Origin of the sequence: Variovorax sp. W2I14 (assembly GCF_050435205.1) — a bacterium.
GTDB classification, from domain to species: domain Bacteria; phylum Pseudomonadota; class Gammaproteobacteria; order Burkholderiales; family Burkholderiaceae_C; genus Variovorax; species Variovorax paradoxus_C.
The window spans coordinates 64,494-81,074 of record NZ_JBNDJX010000001.1 but is presented as its reverse complement, the minus strand read 5'-3'; the positions used below and the strand labels follow the sequence as shown (position 1 = coordinate 81,074).

Annotated in this window: 17 protein-coding genes; 11 read left to right on the top strand and 6 right to left on the bottom strand. The window is 68.3% G+C overall.

Annotated elements, in window-relative coordinates:
• The first annotated feature begins 157 nt into the window (after positions 1 to 157).
• Positions 158 to 397 carry a hypothetical protein gene (locus tag QF040_RS00315; protein ID WP_307509205.1) on the top strand — a complete coding sequence of 80 codons (240 nt, stop codon included), beginning with the start codon at positions 158 to 160 and terminating at the stop codon, positions 395 to 397.
• 13 nt (positions 398 to 410) lie between these two features.
• Here QF040_RS00315 and QF040_RS00310 read toward each other — a convergent pair whose 3' ends face one another.
• From QF040_RS00310 to QF040_RS00300, 3 genes are all read right to left on the bottom strand, one after another.
• Positions 411 to 1,412 (bottom strand): lysylphosphatidylglycerol synthase domain-containing protein, encoded by a 1,002-nt coding sequence (locus QF040_RS00310; protein ID WP_429609220.1) that lies wholly within the window; start codon positions 1,410 to 1,412, stop codon positions 411 to 413.
• Between the two features lie 23 nt (positions 1,413 to 1,435).
• Positions 1,436 to 1,630 carry a hypothetical protein gene (locus tag QF040_RS00305; protein ID WP_307643170.1) on the bottom strand — a complete coding sequence of 65 codons (195 nt, stop codon included), beginning with the start codon at positions 1,628 to 1,630 and terminating at the stop codon, positions 1,436 to 1,438.
• 117 nt (positions 1,631 to 1,747) lie between these two features.
• On the bottom strand, positions 1,748 to 2,680 hold the full coding sequence (locus tag QF040_RS00300) for a LysR family transcriptional regulator (RefSeq protein ID WP_429609219.1): 933 nt from the start codon (positions 2,678 to 2,680) through the stop codon (positions 1,748 to 1,750).
• Between the two features lie 108 nt (positions 2,681 to 2,788).
• On the opposite strand from QF040_RS00300, the gene QF040_RS00295 reads away from it, so the two are divergent.
• Genes QF040_RS00295 through QF040_RS00280 form a run of 4 tightly spaced genes read left to right on the top strand, consistent with a single transcriptional unit; the run spans position 2,789 to position 6,669 of the window.
• The gene (locus QF040_RS00295; protein WP_429609218.1) at positions 2,789 to 3,727 is read left to right on the top strand and encodes a dihydrodipicolinate synthase family protein; all 939 of its coding nucleotides are present in this window, start codon (positions 2,789 to 2,791) and stop codon (positions 3,725 to 3,727) included.
• A gap of 52 nt (positions 3,728 to 3,779) precedes the next feature.
• Positions 3,780 to 4,751 carry a Bug family tripartite tricarboxylate transporter substrate binding protein gene (locus tag QF040_RS00290; protein WP_013540255.1) on the top strand — a complete coding sequence of 324 codons (972 nt, stop codon included), beginning with the start codon at positions 3,780 to 3,782 and terminating at the stop codon, positions 4,749 to 4,751.
• Entirely contained in the window at positions 4,741 to 5,469 is a 729-nt protein-coding gene (locus QF040_RS00285; protein WP_429609217.1) for an SDR family NAD(P)-dependent oxidoreductase, read from the top strand. Before QF040_RS00290 ends, QF040_RS00285 begins: the two co-directional genes overlap by 11 nt.
• A 33-nt stretch (positions 5,470 to 5,502) precedes the next feature.
• The gene (locus QF040_RS00280; RefSeq protein WP_429609216.1) at positions 5,503 to 6,669 is read left to right on the top strand and encodes a mandelate racemase/muconate lactonizing enzyme family protein; all 1,167 of its coding nucleotides are present in this window, start codon (positions 5,503 to 5,505) and stop codon (positions 6,667 to 6,669) included.
• 4 nt (positions 6,670 to 6,673) lie between these two features.
• On the opposite strand, the gene QF040_RS00275 is transcribed toward QF040_RS00280, so the two are convergent.
• From QF040_RS00275 to QF040_RS00265, 3 genes are all read right to left on the bottom strand, one after another.
• On the bottom strand, positions 6,674 to 7,342 hold the full coding sequence (locus QF040_RS00275; protein WP_429614586.1) for an alpha/beta hydrolase family protein: 669 nt from the start codon (positions 7,340 to 7,342) through the stop codon (positions 6,674 to 6,676).
• A gap of 46 nt (positions 7,343 to 7,388) precedes the next feature.
• Positions 7,389 to 8,123: an AP2 domain-containing protein gene (locus QF040_RS00270; RefSeq protein ID WP_429609215.1), complete on the bottom strand. Its 735-nt coding sequence runs from the start codon at positions 8,121 to 8,123 to the stop codon at positions 7,389 to 7,391.
• A 285-nt stretch (positions 8,124 to 8,408) separates the two neighbouring features.
• Positions 8,409 to 9,191: a DeoR/GlpR family DNA-binding transcription regulator gene (locus QF040_RS00265; RefSeq protein WP_429609214.1), complete on the bottom strand. Its 783-nt coding sequence runs from the start codon at positions 9,189 to 9,191 to the stop codon at positions 8,409 to 8,411.
• A 256-nt stretch (positions 9,192 to 9,447) separates the two neighbouring features.
• On the opposite strand from QF040_RS00265, the gene deoC reads away from it, so the two are divergent.
• The 6 genes from deoC (at position 9,448) to QF040_RS00235 (ending at position 16,580) form a co-directional block, all read left to right on the top strand.
• Entirely contained in the window at positions 9,448 to 10,527 is a 1,080-nt protein-coding gene (gene deoC, locus QF040_RS00260; protein ID WP_429609213.1) for a deoxyribose-phosphate aldolase, read from the top strand.
• Positions 10,528 to 10,531: 4 nt separating this feature from the next.
• Complete coding sequence (locus tag QF040_RS00255) at positions 10,532 to 12,961, top strand: aldehyde dehydrogenase family protein (protein WP_429609212.1); 2,430 nt, start codon at positions 10,532 to 10,534, stop codon at positions 12,959 to 12,961.
• Positions 12,962 to 13,083: 122 nt separating this feature from the next.
• Positions 13,084 to 13,536: an RbsD/FucU family protein gene (locus tag QF040_RS00250; protein ID WP_429609211.1), complete on the top strand. Its 453-nt coding sequence runs from the start codon at positions 13,084 to 13,086 to the stop codon at positions 13,534 to 13,536.
• A gap of 4 nt (positions 13,537 to 13,540) precedes the next feature.
• A complete protein-coding gene (locus QF040_RS00245) occupies positions 13,541 to 14,500 on the top strand; it encodes a ribokinase (RefSeq protein WP_429609210.1) in 960 nt (319 codons plus the stop codon).
• Between the two features lie 10 nt (positions 14,501 to 14,510).
• Positions 14,511 to 15,563, top strand: a complete 1,053-nt coding sequence (locus QF040_RS00240) for an ABC transporter permease (RefSeq protein WP_429609209.1) — start codon at positions 14,511 to 14,513, stop codon at positions 15,561 to 15,563.
• A 12-nt stretch (positions 15,564 to 15,575) separates the two neighbouring features.
• A complete protein-coding gene (locus QF040_RS00235; RefSeq protein WP_176658675.1) occupies positions 15,576 to 16,580 on the top strand; it encodes a substrate-binding domain-containing protein in 1,005 nt (334 codons plus the stop codon).
• Position 16,581: the final 1 nt, after the last annotated feature.

Below are 16,581 nucleotides of genomic sequence, written 5' to 3'. Positions count from 1 at the left end.
TGCTGCACTGCAGCGGCAAACGGTTGCGCTCGTACTGCGCGCACAAAGTGAAAACTTCCGTACGAGAGTGAAAGGGCATGCCCACCGCAGGGATTAGCCACAGCTAATTGTTTGTGCGCACAATATTCGAACCGCCATCAAGACAAGGAGACGGCTCATGTCCATGGAGTTTCTTCGGGTGATCTCCGAGCAGAGATTGCCCTATGTCGTTCACACGCCCGCAGACATCGACAGGCTGCGTGTGCTGCGTGCGGCCGATCTGGTCACTGCCTTCATACCGCCTTCCGAGCGTGCGCCGGATGAGCGCGCGATACGGCAACTGGCCCAGGTCGAATCGATCACCGCGAAGGGCAAGCTGGCACTGAACAAGGCCACCTCCGCATTCATCGAGTTGTGAACGCCGCGGCCTTTCAGGGCTGCGCATCCGCCAGCGGATGGCTGGCCGAATAGCGCTCCAGAAACAGGTAGAGCACGATCCCGCCGGCCAACGGCAACAGGTAATAGAGCGCGCGATACGCGAGCACGGCGCCCATCAGCGCGCCCTGCTTCACCGAACCCGAAAGCAGCGCGAGGTACACCGCTTCGAGCACGCCGAGCCCTGCGGGAATCGGCGTGATCACCCCCACGATCGAAGCAGCCAGCAGCACGCCCAGCGTGGTCGTGTACGGCACCTGCTGGCCGAGCAGCAGATACATCGCGGAACCCATCAACGCCCAGTTCGATGCCGACAGCGCGAGCTGCACCAATGCGAGCCGCGCGGAAGGCAGCTTCAGCCGCCGGTGCCGCACGCGCCATTCACGGCCACGAAGGATCGCGCAGGCCACGACATACGCAACGGCCAGCAGGATCATCACGACACCGATGACGCGCAGCGCGCCAGGACCGATCGGCGCCCGGCTCGGCGGCGCGATGGCGCCGGCTGCGAACAGGCCGCCCGCCAGCAGCCCGTAGCCGAGCCAGTTGGTCGCAAGGCTGATTCCGACGATCTGCGCGACGGTGGTTTCGTCCAGACCCGCGCGCGCATAGAGGCGCGCGCGCATCGCGACACCACCAACGAGCGAGCCGAGGTTCAGGTTGAACGCATAGCTGGTGACCGCGATCGCCCAGGTGCGCCAGCGCGGCAGCGCATGGCGCGTGTGGCGCCGGCCGATCAGGTCGAAGCAGCCGTACAGCGCATGGCTCGCGGTGGCCAGGCCCAGCACGCCGAGCAGCAACCAGGGCGAATAGCGCTGCAGCGCATGCCATGCGCCGGCCCAGTCGACCTTGTGCGCATGCGACAGCAGGAGCCCGAGGATCGCGATGCCGACCAGCGGCAGCACCCATCGGCGGCTGCGCTGCCAGAGCGATGCCGACATGGCGGGCGCGTGGGAAGCTTCGGTGCTGCCGCCGGCAGTGGCTGCGTTGCCGTTCATGGGCGCGACCCTGGACCGCGGCGTCAGGACTTGCTCTCGCGCGACTTCTCCGCTTTTTGCGGCGTCTTGTCTTCCGCCGAGCCCGGGTCCTCGAGCTTGCGGTTGACCACCTTCTTCATCATCTCCTCGCCTTCGGTGTCCCGCCCGTCGCTGGGCACGGACTCCTCTTGCGTGACCTCGGGCTCCTCGTGGATGGGGGCTTTGGTTCTGGAACTCATGGGAAATCTCCTGTGGAACACCCGAGTTTCCGGAGGCGCGGCGCCCGGCTCGCCAGCCGGCGACGACGGGGAATGCAGGACATCGCCCCGAGTGCGTGGGCCCGCGAAGAAGGCTCGCTAAGGCGCGCCTGCGCCGCCGACCAACTGCCACAGCGCCTCGGCCACCGGCGTCATGACGGCGAGTTGACGGTACAGCCGGATGTCCACCGGCACTCGCCAGCCGCCCGCGCCGGCGTCCACCAGCGCGCCGCTGCGCAGGTCATCCGCCACCAGGCTCATCGGCAGCCACGCGAGGCCGCGGCCTTCGAGCGCCATGGTCCTGAGCAGCGCGGCATGGTGCGCCGTGAAGACCACCGAGAGGGACGGCGCGAAGTCCTTGCCGAACTCGCTGTCCTGGATCGATCGCATGATCCGCCCGAGCCCCGAGGCCTCGCTGTAGGCCAGCACCGAAGGCGATTGCTGCGTGCCGAGCGCATGCCGGGGCGCGCCGTCCGCATCGGGGGCTGCGACCGGCACCAGCACGTCATCGCTGAGGCGCTGCACCGGGTACTGCGCGTCGTCGAGCCGGCCGGGTGCGCCGGCATGGCCGTGGCACAGCACGAACTGCACGCGGCGCTGCAGCATCAGGTCTTCACAGGCGCGAGAGCTGTCGGAGATGGTCTGGATCGGCCCCATGCTCAGGCCCGCCTCCACGCTCGCCAGCCAGCGCGGGAAAAAGGTGAGCGACAGCACATGCGTGGCGGCGAAGCTCAGGCTCGCCGCGGCCAGGTCGTGCGCGGCCCGGGTCTTGATGCGGGCCGCCTCGAGGCCGGCGAGCACCTCCTGCAGCAGCGGCTGGAAACGCCTGCCCGCGGGCGTCAGCGCGGCCGGATGCGCGCTGCGGTCGAACAGGTCGACGCCCACCCATTCCTCCAGCGCGCGGATGTGCCGGCTGAAGGCGGGCTGGGCAATGGAGCGCGCCTCTGCTGCGCGAGAGAAGTTGCCGGTCTCGGCCAGGGCCAGGAAATCTTCCAGCCATTCCATGTCGAGCGGTCGGTTGCCGGGGCCCATGCGCGGTGCGTTTGGATAGTTCTATGCAATTGGAGTATTGGACGGCCAGTGCCCCGGCGGGAAAGATGCACCCAGTTCTGCACCTTGACCCCAAAACGGAGACACAGCATGCCTTCCATCGCGAATTATCGCGGGATCATTCCCGCCATTTCCTGCCCCTTCACCGCCGACCACCGCATCGACGAGCCGGCCCTGCGCAAGCTCGCATCGTGGCTCGCGGGCCATGACGGCGTGGTGGCGGTCATGACCAACGGCCACACCGGCGAGGTGTTTTCCCTCACGCCCGCCGAACGCGCCGAAGTGACCCGCATCGTCGCCGACGAGCTGCGCGGCCGCATGCCGGTGATCTCGTCCATCGTGTGCGAAGGCCTGGCCGAGGCGGCCGAACATGCCCGCGCCGCGCAAGCCGCGGGCGCGGTTGCGCTCGACGTGATGCCCCCGCACCACTGGCTGCGCTTCGGCTTCACGCCCGGCCACGCGCTGCAGTACTTCGACGCCATCCACCGCGCGGCGCCCGAGCTGGACCTGGTCTGCCACGTGTACCCGGCATGGACGCGCGCCTCCTATTCGTCGCAGTTGCTGGCCGAACTGGCGCGCCTGCCCTACCTGCAGGCCTTCAAGGTCGGGCAGCGCGACATGAACAAGTACGCCCGCGACATCCAGGCGATCCGCGAAGCCGATGCGTCCAAGGCCATCCTGACCTGCCACGACGAATACCTGCTCGCCTCGATGGTGCAGGGCGTGGACGGCGCGCTGGTCGGCTTCGCGACCTTCATTCCGCAATTGATCATCGACCTGTGGAATGCGGTGAAGGCCGGCGACCTGAAGAAGGCGATGGCGGTGCAGGCGCTCATCACGCCGCTCAAGGATGCGGTCTATGGCGGCGGCGAGCCGACCGGCGAAGCGCATGCGCGCATGAAGGGCGGCATGTACCTGGCTGGCGTGCTCGCCAACGCCACCGTGCGCCCGCCGACCGAGGCGCCGAACGCGCGCGAGATGGATGCGCTGCGCGCCGCCGTCGAGCAGGCGGGCCTGTCCCGGCGCTGAGAAAGCCCGCGGGGCCACCGGCCCCGATGCAAAACACAAGGAGACAAGAGACATGCAACGCAACCATTTCCTGCGGGCCGCGCTCGCCGCCCTCGCGCTGGCGGCAGCATCCACCGCTGGCTTCGCGCAGACCTGGCCGAGCCGGCCGGTGCGCATGGTGATCCCGTTCCCGCCGGGCGGCACGCTGGACACCATCGGCCGCCTGCTCGCGCAGAAGCTCGGCGAGCAGACCGGCCAGTCCTTCATCGTGGAGAACCGCGCCGGCGGCAACGGGATCATCGGCGCCGACCTGGTGTCCAAGGCGCCGGCGGACGGCTACACGCTGCTGTTCAATGCCTCGACCTTCACGACCGCGCCGATGACCATGAAGGCGGTGCCCTACGACGTGGTGAAGGACTTCGCGCCGGTCGCGCTGGTGGCCAAGGCGCCGCTGTCGGTGGCGATCAACAAGAACCTGCCGGTGACCGACGTGAAGTCGCTCATCGCCTATGCCAAGGCGCACCCGGGCAAGATGACTTTCGCGGTCGGCTCCATCGGTTCGGCGGGGCACCTGTCGACCGAACTGCTCAAGCGCGCGGGCGGCGGGCTCGACTACCTGATCGTGCCGTACAAGGGCACGGCGCCCGCCTTCCAGGATTTGATCGGCGGGCAGATCGACGGCTTCATCGATCCCATCCTGGGTTCGCTGCAGTACCACAAGAGCGGCATGGTGAAGGTGATTGCCGTGACCTCGGCCACGCGCGCCACCAGCCTGCCGAACGTGCCCACCGTGGGCGAAAGCATTCCCGGCTACGAGTTCTACAGCTGGTATGGCCTGTGGGGTCCGGCGAAGCTGCCGGCCGCCGTCACGCAGCGGCTGAATGCCGAGGTCAACAAGGCGCTGGGCACCGACATGCGCGAGACGCTCCAGGCGCAAGGCCTGCTGCTCACGCCGGGCAGCGTGGAGGAGTTCGTGAAGTTCCAGGCCGACGACATGGCGCGCTCGAAAAAGATCATCGTGGAGGGCAACATCCATGTCGAATGAGCCGGGCGCACATCCAGCGCATCCAGCGCATGCGCCGCATGCCGTGGTAACAGGCAGCAGCGGCGGCATCGGCCGCGCGATCGCGTCGCACCTGCTCGACCAAGGCTGGCGCGTGAGCGGCCTCGACTTCGCTGCACCGACGCTGTCGCATGCGCACTTTGCGCATGTGGCGGTCGACCTGTGCAATGCCGATGCCATCGCGCGCGCGACGGGCGCGCTCGAGGATGCCGATGCGCTGGTGCATGCGGCCGGCGTGTTGCGCGTGGGGCCGCTCGGCGCGCTCGACCATGCCGGCGGCGAACTGATGTGGCGGCTGCATGTCGATGCCGCGACGCGGCTGGCCGACGCGCTCGTGCCCGCGATGGCCGTGCGCGGCCGGGGCCGCGTGGTGTTCGTCGGCAGCCGCGTGGCGCAGGGCCTGCCCGGGCGCGGCCAGTACGCCGCAACCAAGGCGGCGCTGATCGCGCTCGCGCGCAGTTGGGCGGCGGAGGTCGCGGCCCAGGGCGTCACTGTCAACGTGGTGTCGCCGGGCGCGACCCAAACCTCGATGCTGCAGGACCCGGCGCGCGCGGCCAGCGCGCCGCGCCTGCCGCCCATCGGCCGCCTGATCCAGCCGGAAGAAATCGCCGCGCTGGTCGCCTTCCTGTTGTCGGCAGAGGCCGCGGCCATCACCGGCCAGGACCTCGCCATTTGCGGCGGCGCGTCGCTGCACCGCTGAATTCATCCGCTTTTTTTCCTCAGCCAATCGACCATGAAAATCGTCAACATCCTCGAGTCCACGCGTCCGATCAAGTCGGACATCCGCAACGCCTACATCGACTTCTCGAAGATGACCCTGAGCCTGGTGGCCGTGGTCACCGACGTGGTCCGCGACGGCAAGCCCGTGGTGGGCTACGGCTTCAATTCGAACGGCCGCTACGGCCAGGGCGGCCTGATCCGCGAGCGCTTCCTGCCGCGGCTGCTGGAGGCCGAACCCGCATCCCTGCTCGACGAGACCGGCGAGAACCTCGATCCCTACAAGATCTGGGCTCGCATGATGATCAACGAGAAGCCCGGCGGCCACGGCGAGCGCTCGGTGGCCGTGGGCACGATCGACATGGCCGTGTGGGACGCCGTCGCCAAGATCGCCGGCAAGCCGCTCTACCAGTTGCTCGCGGAACGCTACGGCAGCGGCACGCCCGACCCGCGCGTGTTCGTCTATGCCGCGGGCGGCTACTACTACCCCGGCAAGGGCGTCGAAGGCCTGCAGCGCGAGATGACCAGCTATCTCGAGCGCGGCTACTCGGTCGTGAAGATGAAGATCGGCGGTGCCACGCTCGCGGAAGACTGCGAACGCATCGAGTCGGTGCTCAAGATCCTCGGCCCCGGCCAACAGTTGGCGGTGGACGCCAACGGCCGCTTCGACCTGCCCACCGCCATCGACTACGGCCGCGCGCTCTCGCAGTACCCGCTCTTCTGGTACGAGGAAGCCGGCGATCCGCTCGACTACGAACTGCAGGCCAAGCTCGGCGAGGTGTACGCCGGCCCGATGGCCACGGGCGAGAACCTGTTCTCGATGCAGGACGCGCGCAACCTCATCCGCCACGGCGGCATGCGGCCCGACCGCGACTGGTTGCAGTTCGACTGCGCGCTGAGCTACGGCCTCGTCGAGTACCTGCGCACGCTCGACATGCTGAAGGAATACGGCTGGTCGCCCTCGCGCTGCATTCCGCACGGCGGCCACCAGATGTCGCTGGCCATCGCCGCGGGCCTCGGCCTCGGCGGCAACGAGAGCTACCCCGACCTGTTTCAGCCCTACGGCGGGTTCCCCGACGGCGTGAAGGTGCAGGACGGCTACGTCACGCTGCCGCCGCTGCCGGGCATCGGCTTCGAGGGAAAGGCCGACCTGATCGCCGAGATGCGGGCGCTGGCGAGCTAGTTGCTCAGCCGATGCGCCAGGCCTGTGTCCACAGGGCCAGGCCATCGAGCGCTTCGTCGAGCGCGTCCTCGTTCGAGCGTCCGCTGCGCTTGGGCACGCTGAACGAGTGGTCGGCGTCCTCGATCTCCATCGACGTCGCCAGTGTTCCCAGGCCGCGAAGCACGGGCCGCATCTGCTCGGGCTCCGCGAGTTTGTCGCGCGTGCCGTGCACGAACAGCATCGGCACCTCGACCTCGTACAGATGGGCGGCGCGATCGACGGACGGCGCGCCCGAGGGGTGAAGCGGAAAGCCGAGAAAGACCAGCCCCTCGACGCCCGGCATCGCATCGAGCGCCTGGGCTTGCGAGGTCATGCGGCCGCCGAACGACTTGCCGCCGGCGAACAGGCGAACGCCATCGAAATGCTGCGAAGCACATCGGACGGCCGCTCGCACGGTGGCGTGGGCAAGCGCCGGCGAGTCCACGCGCCTCAGGCCTCTTTCCATGTACGGGAACTGATAGCGCAGCGTCGCGATACGCCGCTCTGCAAGCCCCGCGGCGACGGCGTTCATGAACGGATGCGCCATGCCCGCGCCCGCACCGTGCGCCAGGACAAGGCAGGCCTGGGCATCCGCCGGCGCCACCGCCAGGGCCGAGACATCGAGACCGGGTGCGACGGAGATTGCGATCTGCATTGTTTTCACGGCAAAGCCCCGATCCTCGGCCACGGACGCATTCGCATCAAGCAGCGAGACGCTCGCGGCGCTTCTGTCCCAGCTGGCGCTGGCGCTCCTCCACGGCCAGCGCCCTGGCCTTGTCGTGGCCATGCTCGGCTACCGAGAACGCCTTGCTCACCGTGCCCCGTCCCGCGATGTAGGTGATGGCCATCCAGTAGCCCGGATGCCGGGGCCGGGGCGCCTTGAAGGTGACGCCGGAGATGCCGCTGCGGTTGTTCTTTCGCACGATCTCGGAGGGCGAGCGTTTCGGCGAAAGCCCATCGACCGGTTGCACAGGCGCATTGCGGATCGCCTCTTCGGCCGGATGCACCTTCGCCAGTCCGGACATCTGCGCGAGCTGCCGCTTGCGCTCCCGGATCGCCATCGACCGTGCGGCATCACCTTGGTCGCCCGCGAGAAACAGCGCCCGCAGGATCTGGTCGTGGGCGATGTAGGTCTTGGCAAGCCAGCCCAGCATCTTTCCGTGCGCCGACAGCAGGCGGAACACGCCGGGCACCCCGGTCTTGTTGTTGGGCCGGAGCTTCTCGGCCCGGGAGCGGCGCGTGGGCGGCGGCAGGCTTTTCACCAGGGCATCGCGCCACCGCTGCGCGTGCAGCAGCGCCTGCGAGGTGCCGCCGTAGCTGGCCCGGCCGAACCCCTCGCGATACCGCACGCCGGCCCTGACGATCGACACCTCGAAACCCCAAGGCCGGCTGTAGATGCCGTACATGTCTGCGGAATTCGGAACACCCTTTGGCATGCTTTGGACAGTGCTGAATCGTGAGTTGGGATCGTAATAAAGGGCGGAGTGGCAACGCTTACGCAAAACTTAAACCATGACCTGGCACGGGACGACGAACGCAGCGACGTGCATTTCTGGTTCCAGACATCGCCCCGCAGTTCCGGCGGGCAAGCGTCTTTACGCGGATCCGACGGATTGCGGTCTTTCACTCATGAAGCCCGATCGTTGTTTTGGGGTCCAGTGCCTGCAGCGGATTGCCGTTCCTGGTGGAGCGGACGATGCCACAAGCGCCTTCCTGCGAACTCAATCGCCTCGCGCGAACTCCACCGGCAGTTCCTTGAACTGCTTCTTGACGGCCGCAGCCGGCGCGCCGCCCACCACGATCCGCGCGAAGGCCTGCAGCGGGCTGAAGAACGCGGGCCTCAGCGTGCCCAGCTTGCTCTCGTCGACGATGAGAAAACTCTCCGACGCGCTGCGGATGGCCGCCTGCTTCACCGGCACCTCGTGAAAGTTGGAGCAGCTCGCGCCGCGCGCCACATCCAGCCCGCCGGCCGAGATGAAGGCCTTGTTCACGCCCAGCTTGTCGAGGTACTGCAGCCCTTCGTCGGAAAAGAAAGTGGCCGATGACGGGTGATAGAGGCCGCCCATCAGCATCAATTGCGTATTCGGCCGCCGGCTGAGCACCGCTGCAATGTTCGTGGAGTAACACACGACGCTCAACGGCATGTCGGGTGGCAGCGCTTCCGCGAAGTGGACCATCGTGGTCCCGCAATCGATGAACAGGCTGTCGTGCGGCTGCACCCATTCGGCCGCGCGCTCGCAGGCCAGGCGCTTGTTGGCGGCGTGCTGGTCGCTGGCCTCGTCGAGCGAGTAGCGCTCGGCGCCCGGCAGCGTGGTCGCCAGCACGTAGCCGCCCAGCACGGAGAGGGGCGAATCGGCCGACGACAGGTCGCGGCGGATGGTCATCTCGGTCACGTCGAGCCGCTGGGCCGCCTGCTTGATGGGCAACGGTCCGCCGGCCTCGACGAGTTCCTGCATCTTCGCCAGGCGCACGGCCCGGGCCTCGGCTCCTGCGGTCTTTCGCATGTTCGGGTTCCTCTGGTCCAAGCCCTGGAGTATCGGTCATCGCAGGTTTTTAAATGTTATTTCAAAAACATCTTGCCTGATTAAATGTTGTTGCTCTAACATTCACATCAACACGCCGCCGGCCCTGCACGACGGCACGCACGACGAACGACACCCCCGCTGCGCCGCCGCGCGACGCAGCACCGGAGACACAAGACATGCCCTTTGCCTGCCCGCCGCACCTGCGGCCCCTGCGCGCCACGGCGCCACTCACGCCATGACATCCACCTCCCTCGTTCGCAGCAGCGGCGCCGTGCGCTCGCGGCCGGCGCCGCCCGCCAGCGCCGTCGCTGCGCTCGCACCAGCAAGCACCGCCGCATCCACTGAAGCACCAGCGCAGCCGCACGCCGCCGCGCGCAACACCGCGCAGCCTTTCGACAGCGGCTGGTTCGAAGGCATCCGCATCAATCTCTCCGCTGCGGAGCGCCGCGTGGCCACGCTGCCCGGGCGTCGCTCCGTCAAGAAGGACGCGCAGGCCGGCTGGCTGCTCAAGGCCATCACCTGCATCGACCTCACCACGCTCAACGGCGACGACACGGCCGAGCGCGTGCGCCGGCTTTGCGCGAAGGCGGTGACGCCCGTGCGCGCCGACCTGCTGGCCGCGCTGGGCTTTGCCGACCGCACGCTGCACACGGGCGCGGTGTGCGTGTACCACCGCTTCGTGTCGACCGCGGTCGAGGCGCTCGCGGGCACCGGCATCCCGGTGGCCGCGGTGTCCACGGGCTTTCCGGCGGGACTGATTCCGCACGAGCTCAAGCTCAAGGAAATCGAAGCCTCTGTGCGCGACGGCGCGGCGGAGATCGACATCGTCATCACGCGCGAACACGTGCTCACCGGGCAGTGGCAGAAGCTCTACGACGAGATGCGCGACTTCCGCAGCGCGGCAGGCGATGCGCATGTGAAAGCCATTCTTGCCACGGGCGAACTGAAGACGCTGCGCAACGTGGCCAAGGCCTCGATGGTCTGCATGGTGGCCGGCGCGGATTTCATCAAGACCTCCACCGGCAAGGAAGGCGTGAACGCCACGCCGCTGGTCACGCTGGTGATGCTGCGCATGATCCGCCAGTACGAAGCGCGCACCGGCTTTCGCGTGGGCTACAAGCCGGCCGGTGGCGTCTCCACCGCCAAGACCGCGCTCGACTACCAGGTGCTCATGAAGGAAGAGCTGGGCCGCGCCTGGCTCGAGCCCGACCTGTTCCGCATCGGCGCCTCCACGCTGCTGGCCGACATCGAGCGCCAGTTGGAGCACCACGTCACCGGCCGCTACTCGGCCTTCAACCGCCACCCGATCGGATGACCCGATGAGCAGCAGCCAGAACAACAGCAACAGCAGCGTCGCACGCTATTTCGACACCATGGACTACGGCCCCGCGCCAGAGAGCGACACCGACGCGCGCCAATGGCTCGCACGCCATGCCGAAGGCTTCGGCCACTTCATCGACGGGCGTTTCACCGATGTGTCGGCCGGCGCGCGGTTCGACACGGCCGAGCCCGCCACCGGCCAGCGCCTGGCCGGCATCGCACAGGGCTCCGCGGAGGACGTGGATGCGGCCGTTGCCGCGGCGCGCGGCGCGCAGCCCGGCTGGCTCGCGCTCGGCGGCCACGGCCGCGCACGCCATCTCTACGCCCTGGCGCGCATGGTGCAGCGCCATGCACGGCTGCTCGCGGTGGTCGAGGCACTGGACAACGGCAAGCCCATCCGCGAGACGCGCGATCTGGACGTGCCGCTGGTGGCGCGCCACTTCTATCACCATGCCGGCTGGGCACAGCTGCAAGAGCGCGAGTTCGCCGACCAGGTGCCGCTGGGCGTCGTCGGCCAGATCATTCCGTGGAACTTCCCGCTGCTGATGCTCGCGTGGAAGATCGCGCCCGCGCTCGCCCTGGGCAACACGGTGGTGCTCAAGCCCGCCGAGCTCACGCCGTTGAGCGCGCTGCTGTTTGCCGAACTGGCTGCCCAAGCCGGCCTGCCGCCGGGCGTGCTGAACGTGGTGACCGGCGACGGCGCCACCGGCGCGGCGCTGGTCGCGCATGAAGGCGTCGACAAGATCGCCTTCACCGGCTCAACCGACGTGGGCCGCCTGATCCGCGAAGCCACCGCCGGCTCGGGCAAGTCGCTCACGCTGGAGCTGGGCGGCAAGTCGCCCTTCATCGTGTTCGACGATGCGGACATCGATGCCGCCGTCGAGGGCGTGGTCGATGCCATCTGGTTCAACCAGGGCCAGGTGTGCTGCGCCGGCTCGCGGCTGCTGCTGCAGGAAGGCATTGCGGCCGACTTCATCGAGCGCCTGAAGCGCCGCATGCAGAGCCTGCGCGTGGGTTCGCCGCTGGACAAGGCGATCGACATGGGCAGCCTGATCGATCCCACGCAGCTCGAGCGCGTGCGCGCGCTGGTGGCCACCGGTGTGCGCGAAGGCGCGAGCTGCTACCAGGCGCCGGGCGCGCTGCCGCCGGGCGGCAGCTTCTTCCCACCGACGCTCCTGACCAACGTGCACCCCGCATCGACCGTGGCGACCGAGGAGATCTTCGGCCCGGTGCTGGTGACCATGACCTTCCGCACGCCCGACGAGGCCGTGGCGCTGGCCAACAACACGCGCTACGGCCTGGCCGCGAGCGTGTGGAGCGAGACCATCGGGCTCGCGCTGGGCATCGCGCCGCAACTGCAGGCCGGCGTGGTGTGGGTCAACGCGACCAACCTGTTCGATGCGGGCGTGGGCTTCGGCGGCTACCGCGAATCGGGCTACGGCCGCGAAGGTGGGCGCGAGGGCTGCTACGAGTACCTGAAGCCGCGCGCATGGGCCGAGCGCAAGCCGCGTGCGGCCGCCGTTGCGGAGAACGCAGCGAACGAAGCCTCGAAGACGCCGGCCAAGCCTTCGTCTGTATTGCCGCCCATCGATCGCACCGCCAAGTTGTTCGTCGGCGGCAAGCAGGTGCGGCCGGACGGCGAGCTCTCGCACCCGGTGTTCGCGGCGAACGGGCAGCGCGTCGGCGAGGTCGGCACGGGCAACCGCAAGGACATCCGCAACGCCGTCGCCGCCGCGCGTTCGGCCGCGAACTGGTCGAGCGCCACGCCGCACCGCCGCGCGCAGGCGCTCTACTACCTCGCGGAAAACCTCGCGGCCCGCGCCGACGAATTCGCCGGGCGCATCGCCAGCCTGACCGGGGTGGGCGCGCCCGCGGCAGAGGCCGAGGTCGATGCCTCGGTGAGCCGCCTCTTCGCCTACGGCGCCTGGGCCGACAAGTACGAAGGCACGGTGCACGTGCCCCCGCTGCGCGGCGTGGCGCTGGCCACCGTCGAGGCCATCGGCGTGGTCGGCGTGGTGTGCCCCGACGAGGCACCGCTGCTGTCCTTCGTGAGCCTGTTCGCGCCGCTCATGGCCATGGGCAACCGCACGGTGATCGTGCCCAGCGAGAAGCATCCGCTGGTGGCCACCGACTTCTATCAGGTGCTCGAAACCTCCGACCTGCCGGCCGGCGTGATCAACCTGGTGACCGGCCCCGCGGCCGGCCTCGTGCAGACGCTCGCCGAGCACGACGACGTCGATGCGCTCTGGGTCTTCGGTGCGAAGGCGCTCTCGCGCAACGCCGAGCGCTTGTCGGTGGGCAACCTCAAGCGCACGCTGGTCGACCACGGCCTGGCCACCGACTGGCACGACGCCGCCTCGGCCGAAGGCGCGCTGTTTCTGCGGCAGGCCACCCAGGTCAAGAACATCTGGATTCCCTATGGCGAATGAGCGCCCGGCGCCCAACGGAATCAAGAAAACCAAGGGAAATCCCCGAATAGCAAACGTTTGCGCAAACGTTTTCTTTCTCTAAGATACGTCGAAAGAACGACAAATCCTTCACGGAGACAAACATGCTGAAGTCCATCCATCCGCTGCTCAATGCGGACGTGCTTTACGCCCTGCGCGCCATGGGCCATGGCGACGAACTGGTGCTGTGCGACGCCAACTTCCCGGCCGATTCGGTCGCACGCCAGACCACGCTGGGCCGGCTGCTGCGCATCGATGGCGTGAGCACCACCGAGGCGGCACGCGCCATTCTTTCGGTGCTGCCGCTGGACAACGCGGTGGACGATCCCGCGCGGCGCATGGAGATCATGGGCGAGCCGAACGAGATCCCGCCAGTGCAGCAGGAGATGCAGCGCGAGATCGATGCGGCCGAGGGACGCGCCCGACCGCTGGGCTCCATCGAGCGCTTCGCCTTCTACGAGGCCGCGCGCCGCGCCTACTGCGTGATCGCCACGGGCGAGCGCCGCTTCTACGGCTGCTTCATCTTCAAGAAGGGCGTCCTCGCACCCGAGGCCTGATTGCATGACCGCCCTCCCCGTCTCTTCACAGCAGCAGCAACAGCGCGGCGTCGCCGTGCTCGGCATCTTCGTGGCCGACCTCGCCTTCCGCGCGGCCCAGCTTCCCGGCGTCGGCCAGACCATCGCGGGCTCGGGCTTCGCCATGGGCCCGGGCGGCAAGGGCTCGAACCAGGCCGTGGCGGCAGCGCGCGCAGGCGCGGGGGTCACGTTCATCTCCAAGCTCGGGCAGGACGCCTTCGCCGCCAACGCGCTCGCGCTCTGGGCCGAGGAAGGCATCACCCCGCGCACCCCGCAGGTGGCGGACCAGCCGACCGGCGCGGCCTTCATCTACGTGCACGAAGTCACGGGCGCCAACGCGATCATCGTGGTGCCCGGCGCGGCAGCCCTGATCGACGCGGCCGACGTGGATGCGGCGGCCGACGCCATCCGCGGTGCGCGCGTGTTCGTCACCCAACTCGAACAGCCCGCCGGCGCCGCGCAGCGCGGCCTGGAACTGGCGCGCGCCGCCGGCACGGTGACGGTGTTCAACCCCGCGCCCGCCCTGCCCTTCGACGACGCGCTGTACGCCCTGTGCGACTACATCACGCCCAACGAGCACGAGGCCGCGGCGCTGAGCGGCATGACGGTCGAAACCATCGACGACGCGCGCCGTGCGGGCGACTTCTTCCTGGCCAAGGGCGTGGGCTGTGCGCTCATCACGCTCGGCGACAAGGGTGCGCTGCTGCACAGCGCGAGCGGCTCGGTGCACATCCCCGTGTTCAACGCCGGTGCCGTGAAGGAAACGACCGGCGCGGGCGACGCATTCAATGGCGGCTTCGCGGCGGCATTGGCCGAAGGCGCCTCGCCGCTGGAAGCCGCGCGCTTCGGCTCGGCGGTGGCCGCCATTTCGGTCACGCGCGCCGGCACCGCGCCCTCGATGCCCACGCGCGCCGAAGTCGATGCGCTGATGCACCGCGCCCACTGAAGGAGCCCGCATGACCTCCAGGTTTTCAGACCGCGAACTCAATTTCCTGGTCGCCATCAACGTGGTGATCCTCGTGGTCGCGACGGTGCTGTCCAAGGGCGACTTCCTCGACGTCTACAACTTCCAGTCGATGGGCGGCCAGCTGCCCGAGCTCGGCCTGCTGGCCATGGGCGTGGCGCTGTCGATGATCTCGGGCAACGGCGGCATCGACCTGTCGGGCGTGGCGCTGGCCAACCTGGCCGGCGTGGTTGCCGCCACGGTGGCACCGATGCTCGCGGCGCCCGATGCCTCGCCCTGGATCTACACGGCATGGTTCGCGGTGATCGCGCTGGCGGTGGGCCTGGTGGGCGGGCTGCTCAACGGGCTGCTGATCGCGCGCGCCGGCCTCACGCCGATCCTTTGCACGCTGGGCACGCAGTTGCTCTACACCGGCTTCGCCGTGGTGCTCACCGGCGGCTCGAGCCTGCGCGTAGGCGATGCCGAGCCGCTCTCGGCCATCGGCAACGAGATGGTGCTGGGCGTGCCGATTCCGTTCGTTATCTTCGTGGCGATGCTGCTGGGCGTGGGCTGGCTGCTCAAGCAAAGCCCGTTCGGCATCCGCCTCTTCCTGCTGGGCACGAACGCCAAGGCGGCGCGCTACGCGGGCATTTCGCAGAACCGCATGCTGGTGGCGACCTATGCGCTGTGCGGCGTGCTCGCGGCGGTGGCGGGCGTGATCATCGCGGCCCGCACGGCCAGCGTGAAGTCCGACTACGGCAACTCCTACCTGCTCATCGCCATCCTCATCACCGTGATGGCGGGCGTGCGTCCGCAGGGCGGCTACGGGCGCATGACCTGCCTGTTCTTCTCGGCCGTGGCGCTGCAGCTTTTGTCCAGCACCTTCAACCTGCTGGGCATTTCCAACTTCTTCCGCGATTGCGCCTGGGGCCTCTTGCTGCTGTTCTTCCTCGCATCGGCACGGCTCAGCCTGGCCGACCTGCGCAGCTTCATTTCAGTTACGCGCTCCAGCGCACCGCCGCACCAGTCCCCTCCTGGCGCGACGCAAAGAACCACCGAGGGCTAGGAGACAAAAGACATGCTGAAGAAAACAAAGATCGCCTGCACCGTGCTGGCACTGGGCACCGTGGCCTTCGCCTCCGCGCTGCACGCGCAGGGCAAGCCGCAGGACATCGTCACCGTGGTGAAGATCACCGGCATCAGCTGGTTCAACCGCATGGAAGTGGGCGTGAAGGAATTCGGCGCCAGCACCCCCGGCGTGGCCACGCGCCAGATCGGCCCGGCCCAGTCGGACGCCGCGCAGCAGCAGCGCCTGATCGAAGACCTGGTGGCCAAGAAGGTCGACGCCATCGCCGTGGTCTCGATGGATCCGCCCACGCTCGAGCCCGTGCTCAAGCGCGCCATGGAACGCGGCATCAAGGTCGTGACGCACGAGGCCGACAACCAGAAGAACACCATGGTCGACATCGAGGCTTTCGACAACACGGCCTACGGCGCACGCATCAACGAACGCCTGGCCGCCTGCATGGGCCAGCAGGGCAAGTGGACCTCGCTGGTCGGCTCGCTGGGCAGCCAGTCGCAGGTGCAGTGGGCCGACGGCGGCGCCACCAACGCGAAGAAGTACCCCAAGATGCAGCTGGTCGACGCCAAGAACGAATCGCTCAACGACGCGGAAAAGGCCTACGGCAAGGCCAAGGAAATGCTGCGCAAGCACCCCGACCTGAAGGGCTTCCAGGGCTCCTCGTCGCTCGACGTGCTGGGCATCGGCCGCGCGGTGGAAGAAGCCGGCCTGCAGGGCAAGGTTTGCGTGTACGGCACGGGCCTGCCGAGCGAGGCCGCCAAGTTCCTCGAGTCGGGCGCGGTCGGCGGGATCGCCTTCTGGGACCCGAAGGACGCCGGCATCGTCATGAACAAGGCCGCCAAGATGCTGCTGGACGGCAAGACCATCACCGACGGCACCGACATGGGCGTGCAGGGCTACAACAAGGTCTCGGTGAAGAAGGGTCCGGGCGTCGGCATCATCGTCACGGGTCAGGCCTGGGTCGAGGTCGACAAGCAGAACTACAAGAAGTACGCCTTCTGAT

What these genes read in the sequence shown, in the direction of transcription:
- QF040_RS00255 (WP_429609212.1), top strand. Translation starts at nt 10,532, where the DNA reads ATGAGCAGCAGCCAGAACAACAGCAACAGCAGCGTCGCACGCTATTTC.
- QF040_RS00265 (WP_429609214.1), bottom strand. Translation starts at nt 9,191, where the DNA reads ATGCGAAAGACCGCAGGAGCCGAGGCCCGGGCCGTGCGCCTGGCGAAG.
- QF040_RS00305 (WP_307643170.1), bottom strand. Translation starts at nt 1,630, where the DNA reads ATGAGTTCCAGAACCAAAGCCCCCATCCACGAGGAGCCCGAGGTCACG.
- QF040_RS00280 (WP_429609216.1), top strand. Translation starts at nt 5,503, where the DNA reads ATGAAAATCGTCAACATCCTCGAGTCCACGCGTCCGATCAAGTCGGAC.
- QF040_RS00285 (WP_429609217.1), top strand. Translation starts at nt 4,741, where the DNA reads ATGTCGAATGAGCCGGGCGCACATCCAGCGCATCCAGCGCATGCGCCG.
- QF040_RS00315 (WP_307509205.1), top strand. Translation starts at nt 158, where the DNA reads ATGTCCATGGAGTTTCTTCGGGTGATCTCCGAGCAGAGATTGCCCTAT.
- QF040_RS00290 (WP_013540255.1), top strand. Translation starts at nt 3,780, where the DNA reads ATGCAACGCAACCATTTCCTGCGGGCCGCGCTCGCCGCCCTCGCGCTG.
- QF040_RS00270 (WP_429609215.1), bottom strand. Translation starts at nt 8,123, where the DNA reads ATGCCAAAGGGTGTTCCGAATTCCGCAGACATGTACGGCATCTACAGC.
- QF040_RS00295 (WP_429609218.1), top strand. Translation starts at nt 2,789, where the DNA reads ATGCCTTCCATCGCGAATTATCGCGGGATCATTCCCGCCATTTCCTGC.
- QF040_RS00310 (WP_429609220.1), bottom strand. Translation starts at nt 1,412, where the DNA reads ATGAACGGCAACGCAGCCACTGCCGGCGGCAGCACCGAAGCTTCCCAC.
- QF040_RS00275 (WP_429614586.1), bottom strand. Translation starts at nt 7,342, where the DNA reads ATGCAGATCGCAATCTCCGTCGCACCCGGTCTCGATGTCTCGGCCCTG.
- QF040_RS00245 (WP_429609210.1), top strand. Translation starts at nt 13,541, where the DNA reads ATGACCGCCCTCCCCGTCTCTTCACAGCAGCAGCAACAGCGCGGCGTC.
- QF040_RS00250 (WP_429609211.1), top strand. Translation starts at nt 13,084, where the DNA reads ATGCTGAAGTCCATCCATCCGCTGCTCAATGCGGACGTGCTTTACGCC.
- deoC (WP_429609213.1), top strand. Translation starts at nt 9,448, where the DNA reads ATGACATCCACCTCCCTCGTTCGCAGCAGCGGCGCCGTGCGCTCGCGG.
- QF040_RS00235 (WP_176658675.1), top strand. Translation starts at nt 15,576, where the DNA reads ATGCTGAAGAAAACAAAGATCGCCTGCACCGTGCTGGCACTGGGCACC.
- QF040_RS00240 (WP_429609209.1), top strand. Translation starts at nt 14,511, where the DNA reads ATGACCTCCAGGTTTTCAGACCGCGAACTCAATTTCCTGGTCGCCATC.
- QF040_RS00300 (WP_429609219.1), bottom strand. Translation starts at nt 2,680, where the DNA reads ATGGGCCCCGGCAACCGACCGCTCGACATGGAATGGCTGGAAGATTTC.